At 71.3% G+C, this 24370-nt stretch carries 12 protein-coding genes, 1 pseudogene and 1 riboswitch; of the genes and pseudogenes, 6 read left to right on the top strand and 7 right to left on the bottom strand.

Features of this window, described 5'->3' with window-relative positions; genetic code table 11:
* Window positions 1-5: 5 nt before the first annotated feature.
* Window positions 6-7889: pseudogene (locus tag VAB18032_RS32600) on the top strand (SDR family NAD(P)-dependent oxidoreductase); the annotation flags it as partial.
* Between the two features lie 341 nt (window positions 7890-8230).
* Window positions 8231-14383: a type I polyketide synthase gene (locus VAB18032_RS12395; RefSeq protein WP_013733179.1), complete on the top strand. Its 6153-nt coding sequence runs from the start codon at window positions 8231-8233 to the stop codon at window positions 14381-14383.
* Window positions 14384-14426: 43 nt separating this feature from the next.
* On the opposite strand, the gene VAB18032_RS12400 is transcribed toward VAB18032_RS12395, so the two are convergent.
* Window positions 14427-15194 (bottom strand): thioesterase II family protein, encoded by a 768-nt coding sequence (locus tag VAB18032_RS12400; RefSeq protein ID WP_043720537.1) that lies wholly within the window; start codon window positions 15192-15194, stop codon window positions 14427-14429.
* A gap of 368 nt (window positions 15195-15562) precedes the next feature.
* On the opposite strand from VAB18032_RS12400, the gene VAB18032_RS12405 reads away from it, so the two are divergent.
* Window positions 15563-16039, top strand: coding sequence for a hypothetical protein (locus VAB18032_RS12405; protein ID WP_043720540.1), 477 nt, complete (start codon window positions 15563-15565; stop codon window positions 16037-16039).
* A gap of 75 nt (window positions 16040-16114) precedes the next feature.
* On the opposite strand, the gene VAB18032_RS12410 is transcribed toward VAB18032_RS12405, so the two are convergent.
* A complete protein-coding gene (locus tag VAB18032_RS12410) occupies window positions 16115-16444 on the bottom strand; it encodes a MazG-like family protein (protein ID WP_013733182.1) in 330 nt (109 codons plus the stop codon).
* Between the two features lie 316 nt (window positions 16445-16760).
* The gene (locus VAB18032_RS31725) at window positions 16761-17243 is read right to left on the bottom strand and encodes a hypothetical protein (protein ID WP_148272257.1); all 483 of its coding nucleotides are present in this window, start codon (window positions 17241-17243) and stop codon (window positions 16761-16763) included.
* 236 nt (window positions 17244-17479) lie between these two features.
* Here VAB18032_RS31725 and VAB18032_RS12430 point away from each other — a divergent pair, with 236 nt between their 5' ends.
* On the top strand, window positions 17480-18622 hold the full coding sequence (locus tag VAB18032_RS12430) for a pyridoxal-phosphate dependent enzyme (RefSeq protein WP_013733185.1): 1143 nt from the start codon (window positions 17480-17482) through the stop codon (window positions 18620-18622).
* Here the strand turns inward: VAB18032_RS12430 and VAB18032_RS12435 are convergent, their stop codons facing one another.
* Window positions 18623-19648, bottom strand: a complete 1026-nt coding sequence (locus tag VAB18032_RS12435; RefSeq protein WP_043723990.1) for a fatty acid desaturase family protein — start codon at window positions 19646-19648, stop codon at window positions 18623-18625.
* Window positions 19649-19759: 111 nt separating this feature from the next.
* Between VAB18032_RS12435 and VAB18032_RS12440 the strand changes: the two genes are divergently transcribed.
* Both VAB18032_RS12440 and VAB18032_RS12445 read left to right on the top strand, forming a co-directional pair.
* On the top strand, window positions 19760-21067 hold the full coding sequence (locus VAB18032_RS12440) for a sensor histidine kinase (RefSeq protein WP_232510789.1): 1308 nt from the start codon (window positions 19760-19762) through the stop codon (window positions 21065-21067).
* Window positions 21019-21654 carry a LuxR C-terminal-related transcriptional regulator gene (locus VAB18032_RS12445; RefSeq protein WP_013733188.1) on the top strand — a complete coding sequence of 212 codons (636 nt, stop codon included), beginning with the start codon at window positions 21019-21021 and terminating at the stop codon, window positions 21652-21654. The genes VAB18032_RS12440 and VAB18032_RS12445 overlap by 49 nt, the downstream gene beginning before the upstream one ends.
* A 123-nt stretch (window positions 21655-21777) precedes the next feature.
* Here VAB18032_RS12445 and VAB18032_RS12450 read toward each other — a convergent pair whose 3' ends face one another.
* Genes VAB18032_RS12450 through VAB18032_RS12460 form a run of 3 tightly spaced genes read right to left on the bottom strand, consistent with a single transcriptional unit; the run spans window position 21778 to window position 24028 of the window.
* Window positions 21778-22953 (bottom strand): alpha/beta hydrolase family protein, encoded by a 1176-nt coding sequence (locus VAB18032_RS12450; RefSeq protein WP_013733189.1) that lies wholly within the window; start codon window positions 22951-22953, stop codon window positions 21778-21780.
* Window positions 22950-23312, bottom strand: a complete 363-nt coding sequence (locus tag VAB18032_RS12455; RefSeq protein WP_013733190.1) for a transcriptional regulator — start codon at window positions 23310-23312, stop codon at window positions 22950-22952. The genes VAB18032_RS12450 and VAB18032_RS12455 overlap by 4 nt, the downstream gene beginning before the upstream one ends.
* Window positions 23309-24028: a hypothetical protein gene (locus tag VAB18032_RS12460; protein ID WP_013733191.1), complete on the bottom strand. Its 720-nt coding sequence runs from the start codon at window positions 24026-24028 to the stop codon at window positions 23309-23311. Before VAB18032_RS12460 ends, VAB18032_RS12455 begins: the two co-directional genes overlap by 4 nt.
* A gap of 121 nt (window positions 24029-24149) precedes the next feature.
* Window positions 24150-24361, top strand: a riboswitch (cobalamin riboswitch).
* The last annotated feature ends 9 nt before the right edge of the window (window positions 24362-24370 follow it).

Below are 24370 nucleotides of genomic sequence, written 5' to 3' on the forward strand. Positions count from 1 at the left end.
CGACCGTGGCCGACGAGCAGAAGTTGCGCGACTACCTCAAGCGCGCCATCGCCGACTCACAGGACCTGCGGGCCCGGCTGCGGGCCGCCGAGGACCAGGATCGGGAGCCGATCGCGGTGGTCGGCATGGGCTGCCGTTACCCGGGCGGCGTCACCTCACCGGACGAGCTGTGGGATCTGGTGCTGGCCGAGCGCGACGCGGTCGGTCCGTTCCCGGAGAACCGGGGTTGGCCAGCCGACCTGGTCGACCCGGACCCCGAAGCGGTGGGCAAGTCGTACGCGGGTGAGGGCGGCTTCCTGTACGACGCCGACCAGTTCGACGCGGACTTCTTCGGCATCTCGCCGCGCGAGGCCGAAGCCATCGACCCGCAGCAGCGGTTGCTGCTGGAAGTGGCATGGGAAACCGCCGAGAACGCCGGCATCGACCCGGAGTCGCTGCGTGGCACCGACACCGGCGTCTTCCTCGGCAGCATGTACCACGACTACGGTGCCCGGCCGCGGCTGCCCGGCGAGGCCGAGGGCTACCTGTTCAGCGGCAGCGCGGGCAGCATCGCGTCGGGTCGCCTGGCGTACGTGTTCGGGCTGGAGGGTCCGACCCTGACCGTCGACACCGCCTGCTCGTCGTCGCTGGTCGCCCTGCATCTGGCGGTCAGCGCTCTGCGTCGGGGCGAGTGTTCCGCCGCTCTGGTCGGCGGGGTGACGGTGATGGCCACCCCGACCGCGTTTGTGGAGTTTTCGCGTCAGCGGGGTTTGGCGGTGGATGGTCGGTGTCGGTCGTTTGGTGCGGGTGCGGCGGGTACGGGTTGGGCTGAGGGTGTGGGTTTGTTGTTGGTGGAGCGGTTGTCGGTGGCTCGGGAGAGGGGTCATCGGGTTTTGGCGGTGGTGCGGGGTAGTGCGGTGAATTCGGATGGTGCGTCGAATGGTTTGACGGCGCCGAGTGGTCCGGCGCAGGAGCGGGTGATTCGGGCGGCGTTGGGTGTGGCGGGGTTGTCGGCGTCGGATGTGGATGTGGTGGAGGCGCACGGGACGGGTACGTCGTTGGGTGATCCGATTGAGGCGCAGGCGGTGTTGGCGACGTACGGGTCCCGTACCGGTGGTGTGCCGGTGTTGTTGGGGTCGTTGAAGTCGAACATCGGTCATGCCCAGGCGGCTGCGGGTGTGGGTGGTGTGATCAAGATGGTGCAGGCGATACGGGCGGGAGTGGCACCGCGGTCGCTGCACTGTGAAGTGCCGTCGCCGATGGTGGACTGGGATTCCGGTGCGGTGCAGCTGCTGTCGTCCCGGCAGGACTGGCCCGACACCGGACGTCCCCGCCGCGCCGCGGTGTCGTCCTTCGGATTCGGTGGCACCAACGCCCACGTCATCCTTGAGCAGGCCCCGGAATCCGAACCGACCGACGAACCCGCCGCCGGAGAACGCCCGCAGCGCATACCCCTGCTGCTGTCCGCCCGTGGGCCCGCCGCCCTCGCCGACACCGCCCGCCGCATCGCGGACCTGCTCACCGACCCGGACACCGACCCCCTCGACGTCGCCGGCTCCCTCGCCACCGGCCGCGCCGCTCTGACGCACCGCGCCGCCGTCCTCGGCACCCAATCCGCCGACCTGCGCCAGGCTCTGCTCGCCCTGGCCGAGGACCGTCCGCACCCCGCCGTGCACCGCGGCACCCGCAGCAGCGGCAAGACCGTCTTCGCCTTTACCGGTCAGGGGTCGCAGTGGGTGGGGATGGGTGAGGGTTTGGTGGGGGTGTTTCCGGTGTTTCGGCGGGTGTGGGAGGAGGTGTGTTCGCGTTTGGTGTGGGATGCGGGGGATGTGGATGCGACGGGGAATGCGCAGCCGGCGATTTTTGCGGTGGAGGTGGCGCTGTTTCGGTTGTTGGAGTCGTGGGGTGTGCGGCCGGATGTGGTGGTGGGTCATTCGGTGGGGGAGATTGCTGCGGCTCATGTGGCGGGTGTTTTGTCGTTGTCGGATGCGTGTCGGTTGGTGGGTGCGCGGGGTCGGTTGATGCAGGCGTTGCCGGCGGGTGGGGTGATGGTGGCGGTGCAGGCCTCTGAGGAGGAGGTGGTGCCGTTGTTGACCGATGGTGTGTCGGTTGGTGCGGTGAATGGGCCGCGGTCGGTGGTGTTGTCGGGGGTGGCGGGTGCGGTGGAGTCGGTGGTGGGTCGGTTGTCGTGTCGGTCGAGGTCGTTGGTGGTGTCGCATGCGTTTCATTCGTCGTTGATGGATCCGATGTTGGATGAGTTCCGGGCTGTGGTTCGGGAGTTGTCTTTCGGGCGGCCGGTGGTGTCGGCGGTGTCGACGGTGACGGGGGAGCCGGTGACGGCGCAGTGGTCGGATCCGGAGTATTGGGTGGGGCAGGTCCGTTCCACCGTCCGATTCCACGACGCGATCCGCACCGCCCACCGGCTCGGCGCCCGCACGCTGCTCGAGATCGGACCCGACGCCGTACTCAGCGGCCTGGCCGCCGACACCCTCACCACCATCTCCACCCTGCGCCGCGACCAACCCGAACCGGACGCCGTGCGCACCGCGGCCGCCACGCTCTGGGCCACCGGCGCAGGCATCGACCGGCCCGCCATCCTCGCCGACACCGGAACCCGCCGCCATGCCCTGCCGACCTACCCATTCCAGCGCCGCCGCTACTGGATGCATCCGGCCAGTGGCGTCGACGCCGGTCTGCGGCCCGCAGGGCACCCGCTGCTCACCGCGGCCGTCACCCTCGCCGCCGGCGACACGACCGTGTTCACCGGCGAACTGTCCACCACTACCCAGCCGTGGCTTGCCGACCACCGCCTCCACGGCACCGTCGTGCTTCCCGGCGTCGCCCTGGCCGATCTGCTCGCCACCGTCGGCGCCCGCACCGGGCACCCCCATCTGGTCGACCTCGTCACGACCACACCCGTCACCCTGCCCGGTGACCAACCGCTCGACCTGCAGGTCACCGTCACCGGCCACGACGACGGCCGCTGCACCGCAGAGGTGTTCACCCGCCCCGCCGCCACCGACGACACCCCCTGGCAGCGCCACGCCACCGCCGTACTGGACGACACCCCGCCCGACGAGCACCCGGACACCCGCGTCCCGGCCGCCGCCACCGAGATCGACCTCGATGACCTGTACGACCGGCTGACCGAGCACGGCTACGACTACGGCCCGCAGTTCCGCGGCCTGCAACGCCTGCACCGCCACGGCGACGACCTGTACGCGGAGATCACCGGTCCCGACAACACCGGGTTCACCGTGCACCCGGCGCTGCTCGACGCCGCGCTGCACCCCCTGCTGCCCGGCGTCGCCGCCGACAGCCCGGCCCGGCTGCCGTTCGCCTGGGCCGGCGTGCACCTGGCCGGAACCCGGGCGACCATCCTGCGCGCCCGGATCACCCCACTCGGGCCGGAATCCGTCCGCCTCACCGTCACCGACGACACCGGCGACCCGGTCGCCACCGTCCGCCAACTCACCCTGCGCCCGGCCGACCCGGACCAGTTCCGCCCCTCCGTCACCGACCTGCGCTACCGGCCGCAGTGGCAGCCGCACCCGGCGCCCGGCCACGCTCCGGCGGCGAATGCGGACGGCACCGCCCCGCCGGACCTCCTGATCGTCCGGGTGGCCGCAACCGGCCCGGGTTCGCCGGCCACCCGGGCCCGCACCGCCGTGCACGACACCCTCGCCGTGCTCCGCGACCACCTGACCGGCGAACCCGGTCCCCGCCTCGTCGTCGTCCCGCCCGCCGACGACCCGCTCACCGCCGCTGCCGTCGCCGGCCTGGTCCGCAGCGCCCGCACCGAGAATCCCGGCCGTGTCGTGTTCGTCGACACCGACGACACCGACGCCTCCCGCACCGCCCTGCTGCGCGAGGCCCTCGGCGACGAACCCGACCTGCGCATCCGCGATGGTGAGGTGATGGTGCCCCGGCTCGTCCCGGCCGGACCGGCACCACAGACGACTCCCGACTGGGGTGACGGCACGGTACTGATCACCGGCGGCACCGGCGCCCTGGGCGCCGCCCTGGCCCGCCACCTGGCCACCCGGCACGGCGTCCGCGACCTGCTGCTGGTCAGCCGCACCGGCCCGGAGGCTCCCGGCGTCGCCGACCTCACCACGGAACTGACCGGGCTGGGCGCGCGCGTGCACGTCGCCGCCTGCGACGTCACCGACCGCACCGCCCTGGCCGGCCTGCTGGACCGGCATCCCGCGCTCACCGCCGTGGTGCACGCGGCCGGCATCAGCCGCGACGGCGTCCTTGCCTCACTGACCGCGGACCAGGTCGACGAGGTCCTCGCCGCGAAGGCCGACGCCGCCTGGCATCTGCACGAGCTGACCGCCGACAGGCCGCTCACCGCGTTCGTTCTCTACTCGTCGATCGCCGGACTGATCGGCCCCGCCGGACAGGCCGCCTACGCCGCCGGCAACGCCTTCCTCGACGAACTGGCCCGACACCGGCAGGCCGCCGGACTGCCCGCCACCTCCATCGCCTGGGGACTGTGGCAGGACGGCGGCACCATGTCCGCCACCCTGACCGACACCGACCTCTCCCGCATCGCCCGCCTCGGCCTGCGCCCCATCGACACCGCCGACGCGATGACCGCCCTAGACGCCGCCGTCGCCAGCACCGACCCGGTGCTCGCCGTGACCGCCGTCGACCCGACTCTGCTACGCACCTCCACCGACGTACCCGCCGTCCTGCACAGCCTGGCACCCGGCCGGCGAGCGCCCCGCCGCGACCGGGGTCCGGCGTCGATCCGCCGGATCGCCGCGATGAACCCGCCCGACCGTGACCGCGCCCTCGCCAACCTGGTCCGCACCCACGCCGCCGCCGTCCTCGGCCACGACGACCCGGCCGCCATCGACCTCGACCGCACCGTCTCCGACCTGGGCTTCGACTCGCTCACCGGGGTGGAACTGCGTAACCGGCTGGCCACCGCCACCGGCCTCACCCTGCCCGCCACCCTGATCTTCGACCACCCCACCCCGGCTGCCCTGGCCGAACACCTGGCCAGCCGACTCACCGACACCGCACCCGCCGCCGAGCAGACCGTGGCTCCGGTCGTGGTGGCTGATGAGGATCCGGTGGTGATCGTCGGGATGGGCTGTCGTTTTCCTGGGGGTGTGTCGTCGGCGGATGAGTTGTGGGATCTGGTGGTGGCCGAGAAGGACGCGGTGGGCCCGTTTCCGGTGAATCGGGGTTGGCCGGCCGACCTGGTGGATCCGGATCCGGAGGCGGTGGGTAAGTCGTATGCGGGTGAGGGTGGGTTTCTGTACGACGCGGATCTGTTTGATGCGGAGTTCTTCGGGATGTCGCCGCGGGAGGCGTTGGCGACTGATCCGCAGCAGCGGTTGTTGTTGGAGGTGGCGTGGGAGACGTTCGAGCAGGCGGGGATCGACCCACGGTCGTTGCGGGGTAGTGACACAGGTGTCTTCTGCGGCGTCATGTACCACGACTACGGCTCCGGACCCGGCACCCTGCCCGCCGAGGTCGAAGGCTACCTGGCCGGCGGCACCATGGGCAGCGTCGCCTCCGGCCGCCTCGCCTACGTGTACGGCCTCAACGGCCCGACCCTGACCGTCGACACCGCCTGCTCGTCGTCGCTGGTCGCCCTGCATCTGGCGGTCAGCGCTCTGCGTCGGGGCGAGTGCTCCGCCGCCCTGGTCGGCGGAGTCACCGTCATGGCCACTCCGACCGCGTTTGTGGAGTTTTCGCGTCAGCGGGGTTTGGCGGTGGATGGTCGGTGTCGGTCGTTTGGTGCGGGTGCGGCGGGTACGGGTTGGGCTGAGGGTGTGGGTTTGTTGTTGGTGGAGCGGTTGTCGGTGGCTCGGGAGAGGGGTCATCGGGTTTTGGCGGTGGTGCGGGGTAGTGCGGTGAATTCGGATGGTGCGTCGAATGGTTTGACGGCGCCGAGTGGTCCGGCGCAGGAGCGGGTGATTCGGGCGGCGTTGGGTGCCGCTGGCCTGTCGGCATCCGACGTGGATGTGGTGGAGGCGCATGGCACCGGTACGTCGTTGGGTGATCCGATTGAGGCGCAGGCGGTGTTGGCGACGTACGGGTCCCGTACCGGTGGTGTGCCGGTGTTGTTGGGGTCGTTGAAGTCGAACATCGGTCATGCCCAGGCGGCTGCGGGTGTGGGTGGTGTGATCAAGATGGTGCAGGCGATACGGGCCGGGGTGGCACCCCGCTCACTGCACTGCGAGGTGCCGTCACCCATGGTCGACTGGGACTCCGGTGCGGTGCAGCTGCTGTCCACCCGACAGGACTGGCCCGACACCGGCCGCCCCCGCCGCGCCGCCGTCTCCTCCTTCGGAATCGGCGGCACCAACGCCCACGTCATCCTCGAAGAACCGCCCGCCGTCGAGACCGAACCGGCCGCAGACGACCCCACGCCACCCGGCACCGACCGGCCCGTCCCGATCGTGGTGTCCGCCGCCACCCCGCAGGCCCTGCGCGCCCACCTCGACCAACTCGCCGACCACCCCATCGGACAACCCGCCGACCTCGCCCGCTCCCTGCTGACCGGCCGCGCCCTGCTCGCCCACCGGGCCGTCGTGGCCGCCGCCGACCCCAGCACCCTCACCACCGCCCTGCGCACCGCCACCCCCGTCACCCCGCCCCGCCCCGGCCGCACCGCTGTCCTGTTCACCGGTCAGGGGTCGCAGTGGGTGGGGATGGGTGAGGGTTTGGTGGGGGTGTTTCCGGTGTTTCGGCGGGTGTGGGAGGAGGTGTGTTCGCGTTTGGTGTGGGATGCGGGGGATGTGGATGCGACGGGGAATGCGCAGCCGGCGATTTTTGCGGTGGAGGTGGCGCTGTTTCGGTTGTTGGAGTCGTGGGGTGTGCGGCCGGATGTGGTGGTGGGTCATTCGGTGGGGGAGATTGCTGCGGCTCATGTGGCGGGTGTTTTGTCGTTGTCGGATGCGTGTCGGTTGGTGGGTGCGCGGGGTCGGTTGATGCAGGCGTTGCCGGCGGGTGGGGTGATGGTGGCGGTGCAGGCCTCTGAGGAGGAGGTGGTGCCGTTGTTGACCGATGGTGTGTCGGTTGGTGCGGTGAATGGGCCGCGGTCGGTGGTGTTGTCGGGGGTGGCGGGTGCGGTGGAGTCGGTGGTGGGTCGGTTGTCGTGTCGGTCGAGGTCGTTGGTGGTGTCGCATGCGTTTCATTCGTCGTTGATGGATCCGATGTTGGATGAGTTCCGGGCTGTGGTTCGGGAGTTGTCTTTCGGGCGGCCGGTGGTGTCGGCGGTGTCGACGGTGACGGGGGAGCCGGTGACGGCGCAGTGGTCGGATCCGGAGTATTGGGTGGGGCAGGTCCGTTCCACCGTCCGATTCCACGACGCCGCCCAGCGGCTGCTCGCCGACGACGTCACCACGCTCATCGAGGTCGGACCCGACGCGATCCTCACCGGCATGCTCGCCGCCCACCTGCCCGACGGAGTCGCCGCCCTGCCCACGCTGCGCCGCGACCGCCCCGAACCACAAGCCGCCGCCGAACTCTTCGGCCACCTGTACGCCTACGGCCAACCCGTCGACCCCGACACCTATCCGCCGGTGGCCGCCGGCACCCGCATCCCCCTACCCAGCTATCCGTTCCAACGCGAGCGGTACTGGCTCCTGCGCGACGCCGCCACCACCACCGCCGTACCCGAACCGAAAAGCACACCAGCACCGGCAGTGGATCTGACCGGCCTGGACGACGACGCCCGCGCCGACCGGCTGCTCGCACTGGTCCGCACCGAAGCCGCCACCGTGCTCGGCCACGGCGACCCCACCCGGCTCGGTGCCGACCGCGCCTTCACCGACCTCGGGTTCGACTCGATGACCGCCGTGGAACTGCGCAGCCGGCTCAGCACCGCCCTCGGCATCCCCCTGCCCGCCACTGCGGTATTCGACCACCCGACGCCCCGCTCGCTGGCCGGCCTGCTCCTCGACCAGTACGCCACCGCCGCACCCGCCGCACCCGACGACCTCGACCTGCTGGCCGAGGTGGACCGCCTCGACGCCGCGCTGGCCCGCAACACGCTGACCACAGATCGGCGCACCGCCGTGCTGGTCCGACTCGGAGAAGTACTGGCCCGCCGGTCACCGACCGAACCCGGCCCCGAACCGGACCTGCTGCACTCAGCCGACGCCGACGAACTGTTCGCCTTCATCGACGACCAGCTCGGCCGCGCCGCCCGACCCGCCGGCGCCTGACCTACCCCCGGCCGCACCCACCCCCCGGCCGCACCCGCCCGACCCCCCGAGGAGACGCCGTGTCCGAAGAGGACCGCATGCTGAAATACCTGCAGTGGGTGACCGCCGAGCTGCAGCGGTCACGCGAACGCGTCGCCGAACTGGAGGCCGGCACCCCGGAACCAGTCGCCGTGGTGGCCACCGCCTGCCGCTACCCGGGCGCCGACAACCCCGAACAACTGTGGCAGCTGGTCGCCGACGGTGTCGACGCCATCACTACCTGGCCGGACGACCGTGGATGGGACGTCGACCGGCTCTACCACCCGGACGGCCCGCCCGGCACCTCCTACACCCGCCACGGTGGTTTCATCGACGCGGCCACCGACTTCGACGCCGAGTTCTTCGGCATCTCCGCCCGCGAAGCCCTCGGCATGGACCCCCAGCAGCGAGTGCTCCTGGAAACCACATGGGAACTGTTCGAACGCGCCGGCCTGGACATCGGCCCGCTGCGCGGCAGCCGCACCGGCGTGTTCGTCGGCGTCGGCGAACAGTCGTACCTCGGCCTGGACGGCCCACCCGAACTCGACGGCTTCATGATGACCAGCCGGCTCAGCAGCATCGCCTCCGGCCGCATCGCCTACACCTTCGGCCTCGAAGGACCCGTACTCTCCGTCGACACCGCCTGCTCCTCATCCCTGGTCGCCCTGCACCTGGCCGCCCGCGCCCTGCGCGCCGGGGAAGCCGACCTCGCCGTCGCCGGAGGCTGCACCGTCTACGGCCACCCCGGCGGGTTCATCGACTTCTCCCGGCAGCGTGGCCTCGCCCGCGACGGCCGCTGCAAATCCTTCGACGCCACCGCCGACGGCACCGGCTGGGCCGAAGGCGCCGGCCTGCTCCTGCTGGAACGCCTCACCGACGCCCGCCGCCACGGCCACCGCATCCTCGCCGTCCTGCGCGGCTCCGCCATCAACTCCGACGGCGCCTCCAACGGCCTCACCGCGCCCAGCGGCCCGGCCCAGCAACGCGTCATCCGGCAGGCCCTGGCCGACGCCCGGCTCACCCCCGCCGACGTCGACGTCATCGAAGCCCACGGCACCGGCACCCGACTCGGTGACCCGATCGAAGCCCAGGCCCTGCTGGCCACCTACGGGCAGGACCGCGCCATTCCGGCGCTGCTCGGCTCGCTGAAATCCAACATCGGCCACAGTGTCGCCGCCGCCGGAGCCGGCGGCGCGATCAAAATGATCGAGGCCATGCGCCACGGCATCGCCCCCCGCTCCCTGCACCTCGACACACCCAACCCGGCCGTCGACTGGACCCAGGGCGCACTGGACCTGCTCACCACGGCACGCCCATGGCCGCAGACCGAACGCCCCCGCCGCGCCGCCGTGTCGTCCTTCGGCGTCAGCGGCACCAACGCCCACATCATCCTCGAACACGTTGCCGAACCACCGGAACCGGACACACCACGGCAGCCCGGCCCGTACCCGTTCCTGCTCTCCGCCCGCACCGCAGCCGCGCTACGCGCCCAGGCGAGCCGGCTACACGCGCACCTGAGTAACCGGCCCGACGTCGAACCGGCCGACGCGGCATACACCCTCGCCCTGCACCGCACCCCCCTGGGACACCGCGCGCACGTGGTCGCCGCCGACCGTAGCGGCCTGCTCGACGGCCTCGCCGCGCTGGCCGCCGCACCGGACACCACCCCGACCGGCGAACCCGGACGCCTCGCCGTGATCTTCTCCGGGCAGGGTGCCCAACGCCCCGGCATGGGCGCCGCCCTGTACACCCGTTTCCCCACCTTCGCCGCCGCCCTCGACGAGGTCTGCGCCGCCTTCGCCCCCCACCTCGACGAGCCGCTACGTGACGTCCTGTTCGCCGCCGACGGCACCGACCAGGCAGGGAAACTGGCACACACCGGCTGGACCCAACCCGCACTGTTCGCGTGGGAAGTGGCGCTGTTCCGGTTGGCCGAGTCCTTCGGCGTACGCGCCGACATGGTCGGCGGGCACTCCCTCGGCGAGATCACCGCCGCGCACGTCGCCGGAGTACTGGACCTGACCGACGCCGTCACCCTGGTCGCCGCCCGCGCCCGACTGCTCCAGGACCTCCCACCCGGGGGCGCCATGGTTGCCGTCGCCGCCCCGGCCGACCAGGTGCAGGCACTGCTCGACGAGCACGACGACGACGTGGTGATCGCCGCCGTCAACGCCCCTGCCGCAGTGACCCTCGCCGGCCCCGAACCCGCCGTGCTCGCCGTCGCGCAACGACTCGCCGCCCAGGGGATCACCACCCACCGGCTCGCGGTCAGCCACGCCTTCCACTCGCCGATGACCACCCCGGTCCTCGACCCGCTGCACCGGGTCGCCGCCACCCTCACCTACCGGGAACCCACCCTGCCGGTCGTGTCCAACGTGACCGGCGACCTCGCCACCCCCGGCCTGCTGACCGACCCCGACTACTGGGTACGGCAGGTCCGCGCCACGGTCCGCTTCCAGGACTGCGTCCGCGCGCTGGCCGACACCGGTGCCACCACCTTCCTCGAAGTCGGACCGGCGGCCGTGCTCACCCCGGCGGTCGCCGCCACCCTCACCGACCACACCGGCGTGGCGGTACCTGCACAGACCGGCCACGACCAGGTGGGCGCCCTGGCCGGCGCGCTGGCCACCTTGCACCGGCACGGTCACCGCGTCGACTGGCGGGCGGTGCTCGACGGTACCGGCGCCCGCCCCGTCGACCTCCCCACCTATCCGTTCCAACGGCGCCGGTTCTGGGTCACCCCGCCCCCGGCCGACTCGGCCGCCCTCGGCCTCACCCCCGCCGACCACCCGGTGCTGGCCGGCGCCGTCACCCTGCCCGACACCGGCGAGCTGGTCCTCACCGGCCGCTTCGCCCCCGCCACCCACCGCTGGCTGGACCGCCACCGGGTGGACGGCGCCGTCCTGGTGCCACCGTCGGCCCTGGTGGAACTGGCCATCCGGGCCGGCGACGAGTGCGGCCGGCCGGTGCTGCGCCGCCTCGACGTGACCGGCCCGGTCATCTGCCCCGACCGGGGTCTGCGCGTGCAGATCCGGGTCGGCGCACCCACCGGGGACACCCGGCCGGTGACGCTGCACGGCCGCCCGGACGGCGTCGACGTCCCGTGGACACTGCTCGCCACCGGCGACCTGGCCGCCGACGTCGCGACCATCCCGACGGCCGAGGGCGAGCCGGTGCCCGTGCGGCTGCCCGACGGCGAAACGGCCGGCGACTACGTGCTGCACCCCGAACTCCTGCACGCCGCGCTGGCCGCGACCGGCCACCACGGCGAGGCGTACCACTGGCGTGACGTGGCCGTGCAGCGCAGCGCCGCCGCCACGGCCGGGGTACGCACCATCGTCACCGACCCGGCCGGCAACGGCAGCGCCCCCCGCGGCCTGCTGCTCACCACCGGCGACGACGAACCGCTGGCCACCGTGGCCACCGTCCGCACCCGAGAGGTCGACGCCGACACCCTGGCCCACGCCCGGCACCGACCCGGTGACGCCCTGTTCCGCATCGCCTGGCAGCCGATGGCCGTGCCGACCGCCACCGGCCCCACCCCGGCCGTCATCGACGGTCGCGCCACCGCAGCCGGTGACCTGGCCACCGACCTGCACCGGCGTACCACCGAACTGCTCGACACCCTGCACCGCCACCTGGCCGCCCCGTCCGGCCCACCGGCCGTGCTGCTCACCCGCGGCGCGACCGGCCCAGGCCCGGTCACCGATCCGGCCGCCACCGCCCTGCACGGACTGGCCCGCACCGCCACCACCGAACAGCCCGGCCGTCTCGTCATCGTCGACCTCGACGACGAACCCACCCCGGAACTACTGACCAGCCTGGCCGCCACCGGTGAACCGGAGATCGCGGTACGGGCCGGGACCGCGTACGTGCCCCGCGCAGAACGGGTCCCCACACCACCCGGACCCGGCCCCCGCCTCGGTGCCGGAACCGTGCTCGTCACCGGGCTCGGCTCGCTCGGCACCCTGGTAGCCACACACCTCGCCACCCGCCACGGCGTCCGGGACCTGCTCGTGCTCAGCCGCAGCGGCCCGGACACACCAGCCGCCCGCCAGTTGATCGCCGACCTCGCCGCCGTCGGCGCCACCGCCCGGGTCGTTGCCTGTGACGTGGCCGATCGGGACGGGCTGCGCGCCGCGCTGGCGGCCGCACCGCCGATCAACGCCGTCTTCCACACCGCCGGGACCATCGACGACGGCCTGATCGGCGACCTCGACCCGGACCGGCTGGCCCGGGTGCTGCGCCCCAAAGCAGACGCCGCCGCCCACCTGCACGAACTCACCCGCCACCTCGACCTGGCCGCGTTCGTGCTGTTCTCCTCGCTCGCCGCGACCATCGGCGGCGCCGGGCAGGGCAACTACGCCGCCGCCAACGCCTTCCTCGACGGGCTCGCCGCGTACCGCCACGCCACCGGCCTGCCGGCCACCTCGATCGCCTGGGGCCTGTGGGCCGGCCGCAGCGGCATCACCGGAGACCTCACCGACGCCGACCGGTCCCGCATCGCCCGCGCCGGCTATCAGCAGATCGACCCGGCCACCGGCCTGACCATGCTGGACACGGCGCTGCGGCATCCGGAGCCGGTGCTCATCGGCGTGCCGATCGATCTGACCGCCCTGCGCGCCCGCCCGGAGACCGTGCCGGCGGTGCTGCGTAGCCTGCTGCCGCCGACGGTACGGCGCGAACCCGCCGACGCGGACCGGTCCGCCGACACGCTGACCGACCTGGCCGGGCTCTCCGCCGACGAACGCCGCGACGCCCTCACCACCCTGGTCCGTACGGTCACCGCCGACGTGCTCGGCCGCACCGGGACCGACAACCTGCCCGCCGACGGCACGTTCACCGACCTCGGCATCGACTCGCTGCTCGCCGTCGAACTACGCAACCGGCTGGCCCAGCGCACCGACCTGGCCCTACCCGCCACCACCGTCTTCGACCATCCCACCCCGCAGGCCCTGGCCGACTACCTGCACACCAGCCTGCTCGACACGGGCCCGGAGCGGTCGGCCGGCCTTGACCTGACCGCCGACGTCACGCTGCCCGACGACATCCGGCCGGCGCCCGGCTCCACCCCCCACGGCGCACCCCGGCACATCCTGCTCACCGGCGCCACCGGGTTCGTCGGCGCGTTCCTGCTCCGTGAACTACTGGCCACGACCACCGCCACGGTGCACTGCCTGATCCGGGCGAACGACCCGGACGACGCATGGAAGCGGCTACGCGCGACCGCCCGGTGGTACCGCATCGAGGACCAGCTGGACCCCGGCCGAGTGGTACCCGTGGTGGGGGACCTCGCCGCCGACCGCCTCGGCCTCACCTCGGGCGCCTTCGACACGCTGGCCCGCGACATCGACGTCGTCTACCACGCCGGCGCGACGGTGAACTGGCTCCAGCCGTACGCCACGTTGCGTGCGGCGAACGTGGACGGCACCCGCGAGGTGCTGCGCCTGTCCGCCGCGCACCGCACCGTACCGGTCCACTACGTCTCCACCACCGGCGTGTTCGCCGGCCCCGCCCCCGACGGGCGTGGCCACGGTCCACACGACCCGACCGGCCCGGCCGACCTGCTGCCCAGCGGCTACCTGCAGAGCAAATGGGTCGCCGAGCAGATCATCGGACTGGCCCGCGAGCGCGGTCTGCCGGTCTCGGTGTACCGGGTGGACCTGGTCTCCGGCGACCGCCGCCACGGCGCCTGCCAGACCCGCGACTACCTGTGGCTGAGCATCAAGGGACTGATCCAGGCCGGCACGATTCCGGACAGCCTCGGCGGCAGCGTCCCCCTGGTACCGGTCGACCACGTGGCCGCGTCGATCATCGCGCTGTCCACCGACTCGAAGCAGATCGGCAGCACCTACCACCTCTACAACTGCGAGCGGGTCGCCTGGAGCGACATCCTGGACCGGCTCCGTGCCCACGGACACCTGCTGCCCGTCACCAGCTGGGCCGAGTGGCACGCCGCGGTGCTCGCCGACCGGGACAACGCGCTCTACCCGCTGCTCGACGCGTTCGAGCTGATGGTCGCCGACACCGACGCCTTCTACCCGGTGATCGACACTGCCGACACCGACGCCGCGCTGGCCGCCGCGGGTCTGCCACCCGCCCCGGTCACCGCGGACGTACTGGACACCTACCTGCGATTCTTCACCGAGGTCGGGTACCTGCCACCGGCGCTGGCCACCAGTTCGGCACGCTGACCCGCACCGACGGGCCGGTCGCCCCGCTGGGGGTGACCGGCCCTCAGGGCAGCGGAAGCAGTCCCTGACCGATCGCGCCGGCCACGTCCGGCCGGTGCTCGTCGAGATAGAAGTGCCCGCCGGAGAAGACGCGCAGGTCAAACCCGGCCGAGGTGTGTGCCGACCAGGCGCGCACTGCCGCGACGGAAGCCTGCGGGTCGGCGTCACCGGTCAGGGCGGTGATCGGACAGTTCACCGGCGGATGCGAATGCCACGCGTACGTGTCGATGGCCTGATAGTCGGCACGCATGACCCGTAGGAGCTCGGCGCGGAGTTCGGCATCGGTCAGAAACAGGGGATGGGTGCCACCCGCCTCGCGGAGATCGTCCAGGATCCCGACGTCCGTGCGCGGCGGATCCGGCCGGCACGGCGGCTGATCCGGCGCGCGTCGGCCCGAGACGAACAGCCGTTGCGGCAGTCGGGCGCCGGCCCTGGCACGCCGCTGGGTGACCTCGTGAGCGATCACCGCACCCATGCTGTGCCCGAAGAACGCATACGGCCCGGCGAGCCGGGCGCGCAGCACGGCGTCCGCCTCGTCGGCAAGCTCCGCAATGGAGGTACGGGCGCGCTCGGCACGCCGGTCCTGCCGTCCCGGGTACTGGATCGCCAACACCTCTATTTCCGGTGGCAGCGCCCGGGCCAACGACAGGAAGTAGTTGGCCGTCCCGCCGGCGTGCGGAAAACAGACCAGTTGGATGCGGTGGGTGCCGCTCGTGGTGAGTGTTCGCACCCACCGATCCGCCACTGCCAGGTTCTCGTGCACCGATGTCATTCCCCGACGCTACGCATTACGGCAGCCCACTCGGTCACCGTCCACTCTCGGCACGGTCACGGCGGTTCAGGACGGTGCGGTCGCGAGAGCGAGCCGTCCTGAGCAGGGCCACCCGGCACCTGGACCGAGCGGACAGCATGGCGCAGACCTTCCGACTCCCGTACCTTGGCTGCATGCGGGGTGCGTCTTGCGCCGGGTTCGCTACCAGGGGACGCGCTCAGGTTTTGTCTGGTTGATATCCCACTCCAGCCTGGTGGCAGCGACGTAGAGGGCACACGATCTGCGTGATCACCGACGATGATGTCGAAATCGAGCCTGCTCAGCCACGCCGACGGTTGCGGGATCTGGGCCGTCCGCTCGTTGTCCTGATGGCGCCGGTGTTGGTGCGCCTGGCCAACCGGGACACGCGGTTCGTCTGGACGCTGGGGGAGGTGCGTGGTCATGCTCGGGACTGGCCGCCTTCGGGTGGTGACGCTGAGATGGCCAACCTCTTCCGCTTTCAGGCGTGGTTCGGGCTGAGCGTGGTTCCGTTGGCCGGGTACGTGGCAGCGTCGCTGCTGCGCTCGGGTTCGGCCGGCGACTCGGTGCTCGAGGCGGTCATGGTGGGCGCCGCCACGGTAGGCATGTTCACCCTCGGGATGGTCCTGGTGAGCGGGCTGAAGTGGGGGTTGTCGCAGTACTTCACGCCGGACCTGGACCGCCGTCTTGGTCCACCCCGCAGACGGGATCCCCGGCCGCGCACGCGGCGGCCGGGTTTCGTGGTGCGGTTGTGCCTGCCGAGCAACCTGGACTGGGTGCTCGCGCTGGTCTTCGCCAGCTGCATGGCACCGAACGCCTTTCCCTGATCGACTTCGGTTCCGGTCAGGCCCGGTGGAACTACGGGACCGACCCGCCGTACCGGTCGATGTGGCGCTGACCGCTCATTCGGGCGGCGTCGTCGAGTAGGTGTCGAGGCGGGCGGCGGCCTTGTTGACGCAGGCGGTGACAACGTCGCGCGGGTCGCGGTCGAGACTGGTGATGGCGACCAGGGCGGTGAGTGCGACGTCGGCCAGTTCGGCGGCCACGTCGTCGGTGGTGTGGGTGACGCCTTTGCGGGGGTTCTGGCCGATGGCGCCGATCCAGGCTGCGGCGACTTCGCCTGCTTCCTCGGTGACTTTGAGGATGCGCAGGCCGATTTCCTCGCGGCTGCGGCCGTTGACGGCGTCCAGCCGGGCGGTTACCACGGCGGCGAGGTCGAACAGGTCAGTCATCGGGTTGTCTTTCGAGATTGGGGCCGGCAATGACGGCGTGCCGTAGGTCGTCGAGCGGTCCGACCAGCTGCTGGCGGGCGGCTCGTTCGGTCGGGGTGGGCAGCATGTGGACGCGGATCTCGACATGATCGCGGCCGGGGGCAGTGCGTACACGGACCAACACGGCGGGGGCGTGGCCAGCCGGCGAACTGGTAGCGTCGCTTGGCGAGGTTTCGACCTGTGCTGGTCACCTCGCCCGGTGCCACTCAGGCCCTTCCGGCGTCAACACTGCCGGACCGGTCGGACGGCGAGCGAACCGACCCGAAACAGCCGAGGGTCAGGGCCACCACAGCGACTCCGCCGGGTCTTCCGCGACCTCGAGCATTTCCACGGCCGTACAGAGGCTGTCCACGAAGTCGTGGGGCGGGACGAGCAGATGCGCGCCGGGAAACAACGCCTCGATCAACACTTCTTTTCCCAGCTCCACGACGATGTCCTGCGCGATGTCCAGGGTCTGGGCCACGACTGGGTGCTGGTCCGCTATCTCCGCTGGATCGGAGGCGGCGAAACGGGGGTTGTTCCTGAAGGTGACGAGGGCGTCCAGCATCTGAGTGCGGTGGTGCTCTTCGGTGACCGCACGGGCGACGATGCCGGCGATGTCTTCGCGGATGTCCTGGGCAGCCTTTTTCTTCGCCGCTTCATCGAGTTCGTCGAAGGCGTCGAGTTTCCTTTTGAGGGAGCGCCCCTCGGGGTTGTCCTTCACCAGGTCCAGTGCAGCCTGGCGGAGCGGAAAGTCCTCGGGTTCATGGCCGCAGCGCATTCACCCAGTCTGGCGATCGCTGGCAAGGAGCTGGACGGTCAGTCGAGGGCCGCGATGGCGTGCACCTCTACGGCGGAACCGTAGTGCAACTCCTTCACCCCGGCGACGGCGCGCTGAGGGCGGTGGGCGCCGATCCAGCCCTGGTAGAGGCTCTGGATCTAGAGTTCCTGTCCAGAGGCGAGGGGAGCGCGCTCGGCGTCGCCTCAACAAGCACCGACGAAGGAGCGTCACCCTCGATGTCCGACAACATGGCCCAGCTCACCGACCGCAGCGGCCGCCGCTACGCATCCGACCAGCCCCGCTGGCGTGGCGACGACAAATCCCCGCTGATGATGGAGCCCCTGCCCGGCATCACCCGCGAGCAGATCGACACCGGCGTCAACTCTCAGTGGCGCTATCGGGCCGCGCTGCCCCTGCCCCAGGCCGATCCCGTCACCCTGGGCGAAGGACGCACCCCCCTGCTGCCGCGGACCTTCGCGGGACTCCACGTGGCCGTCAAGCCCGAGTCCATGAACCCCACCGGCAGTTTCAAGGACCGCGGCAGCTCCGTCATGATCACTGCGCTGCGCCACCAGGGCATCGGGCAGATCCTCGAAGACTCCAGCGGCAACGGCGGCTCCTCCATCGCCGCCTACAGCGCCGCCGCCGGCATCGACGCCCAGATCATCGCCCCCGCCTCCACGTCTCCCACAAAGATCGCGCAAGTACGCCTGCACGGAGCGGGCGTGGATCTCGTCCCCGGCAGCCGCCAGGACGTCGCCGACGAAGCCATCCGCCGCGCCGACACCCGCTTCTACGCCAGCCACAACTGGCACCCCCACTTCCTCCAGGGCATCAAGCTGATCGCCTACGAGATCTGGGAGGACCTGGGCTTCACCGCCCCCTCGGCCGTCCTGGTGCCGGCCGGCGCCGGCAGCCTCGTCCTGGGCTGCGCCATGGGTTTCGCCGAGCTCAGGCGGGCAGGAGAGATCGACCAGGTGCCCCGCATCCTGGTCAGCCAGCCCGAACACTGCTGCCCGCTGGTCAACGCCCTCACGGGCGGCGACATCGCGGTCGAGGCCCGCACCTGGCCCAAGACACTCGCCGAAGGAGCCGCCATCGCCCAGCCGGTACGCGACCGGGAGGTCCTCGCGGCGATCCGTGACAGCGGCGGCGCCGCCACCGCAGTCGCCGAGGAGGAACTCCTACCCGCCGTGCGTGAGCTCGCCCGTACCGGCGTGTTCGTGGAACCCACCAGCGCGCAGGTCCTGCCCGCCCTCCGCCAGTTCCACGCCGACGGCCACATCAACCCCGACGACACCGTGGTCCTCGTCCTGACCGGCTCCGGCCTCAAGGCCGGCCAGGCGCTCAGTGATTTCGTCAACGACGTCTCCCCGTGATCAGCGCCGTGCGTGTTCGGCGCGTGCGGGTGCGCCCACCTCGTGCAGGTGTCGCAGGGCCTGGCGGTAGGAGGTGACAAGACCGGTCTGTACGTAGGCGACGCCGATCTCGGCGCAGTACGCCTGCACGATCGGTTGTGCCTTGCGCAGGTTGGACGTCGGCATGCCGGGGAACAGGTGGTGTTCGATCTGGTAGTTCAGGCCACCGAGCGCCGCGTCGACCAGCCGGTTCCCCCGAACGTTGCGGGAGGTCAACACCTGCTTGCGGAGATAGTCCTCGGTGCCGGTCGGGTGCGGCATGCCCTTGTGGTTGGGAGCGAAGGTCATGCCGAGGTAGACGCCGAACAGTGCCTGGTGCAGCAGCAGGAAGGCGACGGCCTGCGGCGGCGAGAGGACGAGCACCAGCGCGCCGAGGTAGCCGACGGCGTGCAGGATCAGCAGTGCGCTCTCCACACGCCGCTGTTTCACCGTGCCGTCGCGCAACGCCTTGACGCTTGACACCTTCAGGCTGACGGCGAGCAGCGTGAGCAGCGGGAAGAACAGCGTGGCCTGGTGCCGGGTGATGAAGCCCTTCAGTCCGCGACGGCCGATGGCCGACTCGGTGGTCCAGACGAGCACCTCGGGGGCCACGTCCGGGTCGAGGTCGTCGTGGTTGGGGTTGTTGTGGTGACGGGTGTGCTTGTCCATCCACCAGCCGTAGCTCATTCCGATGCCGAGATTGCCGGCCAGCAGTCCGGCGACCGCGCTCGGACGTCTGGTGCGGAACACCTGGCGGTGTGCCAGGTCGTGCGCCACGAGTGCGACCTGGGCGAACGTGACGGCGAGGAACACGGCGGTGATCATCTGCCACCAGGAGGAGCCGAGGGCGAAGAAGGCCGCCCAGCCGCCGACGAACATCAGCGTGACGATGCTCAGCCGGACGACGTAGTAGGCGGGCCGGCGGCGCATCAACCCGGCGTCGGTGATCCGGCGGGACAGGACGGCGAAGTCGCTGCCGGTCGTCGACTGTGACGGCATGGTAGTCATCATGAGCCCAGCAGACCGTCTCAGCAGGGCGTTGTCAGGAACGCTGTCTCCCCTCCGAACGGGGTGCTAGCACCACCGAGAAACGGCGATCGCGTGGGCACAATGGCACCCGTGAACACGGCCGGGCCTGACGAGCGGACGTACGAGTGGGCGCGTCGGGGTGTGCGCGCGGTGCTCGCCGGTCTGGCCGCGATCGGCCTGGCCCTGGCCAACGTCGCGCTGCTCGTCGTATCGCTGCTGGCGCTGGTCCTGGTCCCGGTGCCGCTGCTCGGCATGGCGCTGCTGTCCTGGACGACGACGCTGGTCCGAAAGCGGGCGGACCTCGAACGCAGGCGTGCCGCATGGGCCGGGGTCCCGGTGCCACGCCCGTACCATCCGCCCCCGGAGCGGGGCATCGCCGGCGGCTGGCGGCGCTTCCGGTGGATCGTCACGGACCCGGCCACCTGGCGCGACCTCGCCTGGCTCCTGCCCGGCGGGATCGTCGGGGCCACCCTCGGCGTGATCTCGCTGGCCGTGCCGCTGTACGGGATCATGGGCCTGACGCTGACGCCGCTGTGGATCTGGCTCGGCACCGACTGGTACGGCTACGGCACCGTCTGGTCCATCGACACATTCGGTGAAGGGCTGATCTGCCTACCGCAAGGCGCCGCCATCCTGGCCGGCGGTCTGTGGGTGGCGCCGTGGCTACGGCGGGTCGACGCGTACTTCGCCCGACTCCTGCTCGCACCGACCAAGGCCGCCGAACTTCGCCTGCGGGTCGCCCAGTTGACCGTGACGCGCGCCGACACGGTGGACGCCCAGGCAGCCGAGCTGCGCCGCATCGAGCGCGACCTGCACGACGGCATCCAGGCGCGGCTCGTCTCGCTGGGCATGACGATCGGTCTGGCCGACGAACTGATCGACCGGAACCCGGCCGCAGCCCACGAGATGCTCGCGGAAGCGCGTGAAGCAAGCAGCGCCGCACTGGTCGAGCTGCGGCACCTGGTCCGGGGCATCCATCCACCCGTGCTTGCCGAACGCGGACTGGACGGCGCGGTGCGGGCACTGGCGCTGAGCCTGCCCGTGCCGATCACAGTCGATGTCGACCTGCCCGGCCGACTCGACACACCCGTCGAGTCGGCCGCCTACTTCGCCGTCGCGGAGACGCTTACCAACATGGTCCGCCACAGCCGCGCCCACACCGGATCGGTGTCCCTGCGGCACGCGGACGGAACACTGACGATGGTGGTCGCCGACGACGGCGTGGGCGGCGGCGACCCCGTGTCCGGCACCGGTCTGCGGGGCATCGAACGCCGCCTGGCCGCCTTCGATGGCACGATGGCCCTGTCGAGTCCGCTCGGAGGGCCCACCGTCATCACCATGGAGTTGCCGTGCGCGTTGTCATCGCCGAGGACCACGCGCTCCTCCGGGACGGGCTGACCCGAATCCTGCGGGCCTACGACTTCGACGTCGTCGCCGCCGTCGACAACGGTCCGGCCCTGCTGCCCACCCTGATCACCCACCGGCCCCAGGTGGCGGTCATCGACGTCCGACTCCCGCCGACGTTCACCGACGAAGGTCTGCAGGCCGCGATCGCGGCCCGTACCCGGATTCCCGGCCTGCCCATCCTCGTGCTCTCCCAGCACGTCGAGCCCTTGTACGCCCGCGAACTGCTCAGCACACCGCACGGCGGGGTGGGCTACCTGCTCAAGGACCGCGTGTCCCACGTCGGCGAGTTCGTCGACGCCGTGCGCCGGGTCGCCGCCGGCGGTACCGCCATGGACCCCGAGGTGATCTCGCAGCTCCTCGCCCGCCGAGAGCCGCTGGCGGCGCTCACCCCCAGAGAACGGGACGTGCTCGGTGAAATGGCCGAAGGTCGCTCCAACGCGGCGATCGGGGCCAAGCTCCGCATCACCGAGAAAGCCGTGAGCAAACACATCAACAACATATTCACCAAACTCGACATGCCGCCCTCAACTGACGACAACCGGCGGGTGCTTGCCGTCCTGGCGTACCTCAACGCCTGAGCGGGTGGAAGGCACACGCCAGACGCGACTCGCCGATCCGGCCGCCCGGGGGGCGGATCACGGTCAGGGGATTCCGCCGGCGCCGGCTGCGACGGGGACGTCAGGCAAGGTGTTTGAGATGTGTCAGACGATGAATTGCACTTCCGGAAAGGCCGGGTTCGGGCCTTCGAGCAGGTGCTGCCGCTGGTGACGTAGGTGCAGGTCGAAGAACGCGAGCGGGTACGCCTGCTGGATCCGCACCGCCCGGGCCGGGTCGAGGGTGCCGATCCAGCCGGCGAGGTCCTCGTCGCTCATCCCGATGATCCTCGCCAGTTGCGGGATCAGCCACTGGTTGTCGCAGTACGACGAGTGCGCCGCGCCGTCCGCCTGCACGTTGAGCCGCCATCCGTGCAGGTTCGACCAGAACTGCGCGATGCTCGGCTCGGCGGCCCGGGTGAACTCCGCGGTCATCAGCATGAACGGTCGGTCGATCTCAGCGACTGGTGGCACCGACTGCATCGGGCCGTCGAAGCCGAGCCCGGCCCGTACGCGCCGGTCCTGGTTCATGACGAGGGCGGTCGCGGTCGCGCCCTTCGACCAGCCGAACATGCCAATGCGACGCAGGTCAAACGCGGCGCCCAGGCTGGCCGGCAGCGGACGCCCCCGAACGTCGGGGTTGCGGCCGGCGGCCAGGTCCTCGATGCAGTCGAGAACGAACCGGATGTCGCGGGCGTGGTCCCATGGCGTGAACGACAGATCCTCGGGGACGGTGAGCCGGCCGTCGGGGAAAACGCTGAACGCGTCGTACGTGTGATCCACTGTGACCACGACGTAGCCGTGACTGGCGAGTTCCTGGACCACGATGGTGGCCTCGGCACGGTGACCGTCATTGCCGTGGGAGAACACGATCACGGGCAGCCGTGCGGGTGCCCGGAGCGCCGCAGCGCCCTCGTGGCCGGCCGTGCGGGGCGCCGCCGCGGCATCAGCGTCGAACCCGGCGGACACGAGCAGCGCACGCAGCGGCGCGGCGGGCATCCACGGCACCACCGGATGACGCCGGACGTTTCCGACGGCGGGATACCAGACGCTGGCCATCAGCTCGCGATGATGCCCGGCGCCGGCGACCGGATCCGGGCGGGATCCGTCGACGAGGTGCAGCGACACGGTGCCGACACGGTGCGGCCCGGTGGGCGGGGGCAGCGTGATCCGTGTCGGGCCGGGCGAAGCCGGCGCCGCTCGGCCGCGGTCGCCGAGCGGCACGGCGACGCCGGTCGCGAGCGCGGCTGCGAGCAGGCGCCGACGGGTCAGTGCGCTGGTCATCGGCCCTCCGCGGTGTCGGTGGTCTCAACCCGCGCAATGAGCAGCTTCAGCCGCCCGATCTCGTCGGCGAGGGCAGTGCTGCCGGCAGCGGTGAGCGTGATCCAGGTACGGCCGCGTCGGCCCTCGTACCCCTTCTCGATCTCGATCAGACCGGCCTCTTCGAGCACGCTGAGGTGCTTGGAGAGGTTGCCGCCGGTCAGTTCCAGCTGGGTGCGCAGGTAGCCGAACTCGACCCGGCGGGCCTCGTGCGCGATGGTGAGGATGCCCAGCCGGACCCGCTGGTGCACCACGTCGTCCAGGCCGTTGACCGGGTGGGCGGACGGTGCGTACGGGTCCGGGGCCCCGCTCGCGGCGGTCATCGCTGCCGCCGGCGGGCCACCGCGAAGCCGACCGCGCCCAGCAGCAGCACGGCGCCGTTGACGATCTGCGGCGGCAGGAACTCTCCCAGAATTCCCGCGTATCCCCAGTCGGGGTGCCAGAAGATGTTGATCGGCACCAGCACCACCGCCAGATACCCGAGGGTGAACACCAGCAGCGCGACGTGGCGCTCCAACCAGGCCAGCACCAGCAGCGCGACCCCGATCGCGCCCGCCGGTGCGACCAGACGGTCCAGCAGCATCACCCAGGAGGGGAGCGGTTGGGTGGGCGCCGGGCCGGCCAGGTACAGGCGCGCCAGCAGCCACAGAACGGTGAACAGGACGGTCAGCGCGACGCCGGTGATCACGTACGGCAGCACCCGTACGCCCAGCCCCCGCGACCGGGCGACCCGCACGGCGTAAACGGCGATCGCCGTGTACGCCAGCAGCAGCGCCGGCGGCCAATAGAACATCGCGCCGTCACGCCGGACGTGGCACCAGGAGCCGTCGTTCACGTCCGTGACCCACGCGCTCGCGGATCCACAGTCGGCTCGGAGGGAGTACCAGTCGATCGGAATCGCCACGAACGTCACCGCGGCCAGCACCAGTAGCGCAACCCAGGTCACCCGCTGGTCAAGACGCACCCGGCGGGCGAGGGCGCGCACCTCCGACAGCAGCTGGCGGGGGTCGCCGCTGGTGGGTACCGAATCAGCAGTCATGCCAACAGGTTTCCATAGCAAACCTATTTCCGATAGTGCTTTCTTGAGCGGTTACCGTGCTCGCCCTGACACCCATCCCGCCCGTCGGACAGCGTGACGCGGAGACGACCATCCGGCCCGTACGATGGCGAGCGGCGCTGGTTCGCCCCATCCCGCCAGGGTGGGGCGTCGTAAGAGGGAACCCGGTGAGAGACCGGGACTGCCCCGCAGCGGTGAGTGGGAACGACCGCCGTCAACGAAGCACTGGACCACCAGGTCCGGGAAGCGACGGCCAGTAGGTGACCTCGTGTCATGCCCGCGAGTCCGAAGACCTGCCAGCGCTGCGCACGCCACCGGCGTGCG

The sequence above is a fragment of the Micromonospora maris AB-18-032 genome, from assembly GCF_000204155.1.
GTDB lineage: Bacteria > Actinomycetota > Actinomycetes > Mycobacteriales > Micromonosporaceae > Micromonospora > Micromonospora gifhornensis.

What these genes read in the sequence shown, in the direction of transcription:
- VAB18032_RS12400 (WP_043720537.1), bottom strand. Translation starts at nt 15,194, where the DNA reads ATGACATCGGTGCACGAGAACCTGGCAGTGGCGGATCGGTGGGTGCGA.
- VAB18032_RS12405 (WP_043720540.1), top strand. Translation starts at nt 15,563, where the DNA reads ATGGCGCCGGTGTTGGTGCGCCTGGCCAACCGGGACACGCGGTTCGTC.
- VAB18032_RS12410 (WP_013733182.1), bottom strand. Translation starts at nt 16,444, where the DNA reads ATGACTGACCTGTTCGACCTCGCCGCCGTGGTAACCGCCCGGCTGGAC.
- VAB18032_RS31725 (WP_148272257.1), bottom strand. Translation starts at nt 17,243, where the DNA reads ATGCGCTGCGGCCATGAACCCGAGGACTTTCCGCTCCGCCAGGCTGCA.
- VAB18032_RS12430 (WP_013733185.1), top strand. Translation starts at nt 17,480, where the DNA reads ATGTCCGACAACATGGCCCAGCTCACCGACCGCAGCGGCCGCCGCTAC.
- VAB18032_RS12435 (WP_043723990.1), bottom strand. Translation starts at nt 19,648, where the DNA reads ATGACTACCATGCCGTCACAGTCGACGACCGGCAGCGACTTCGCCGTC.
- VAB18032_RS12450 (WP_013733189.1), bottom strand. Translation starts at nt 22,953, where the DNA reads ATGACCAGCGCACTGACCCGTCGGCGCCTGCTCGCAGCCGCGCTCGCG.
- VAB18032_RS12455 (WP_013733190.1), bottom strand. Translation starts at nt 23,312, where the DNA reads ATGACCGCCGCGAGCGGGGCCCCGGACCCGTACGCACCGTCCGCCCAC.
- VAB18032_RS12460 (WP_013733191.1), bottom strand. Translation starts at nt 24,028, where the DNA reads ATGACTGCTGATTCGGTACCCACCAGCGGCGACCCCCGCCAGCTGCTG.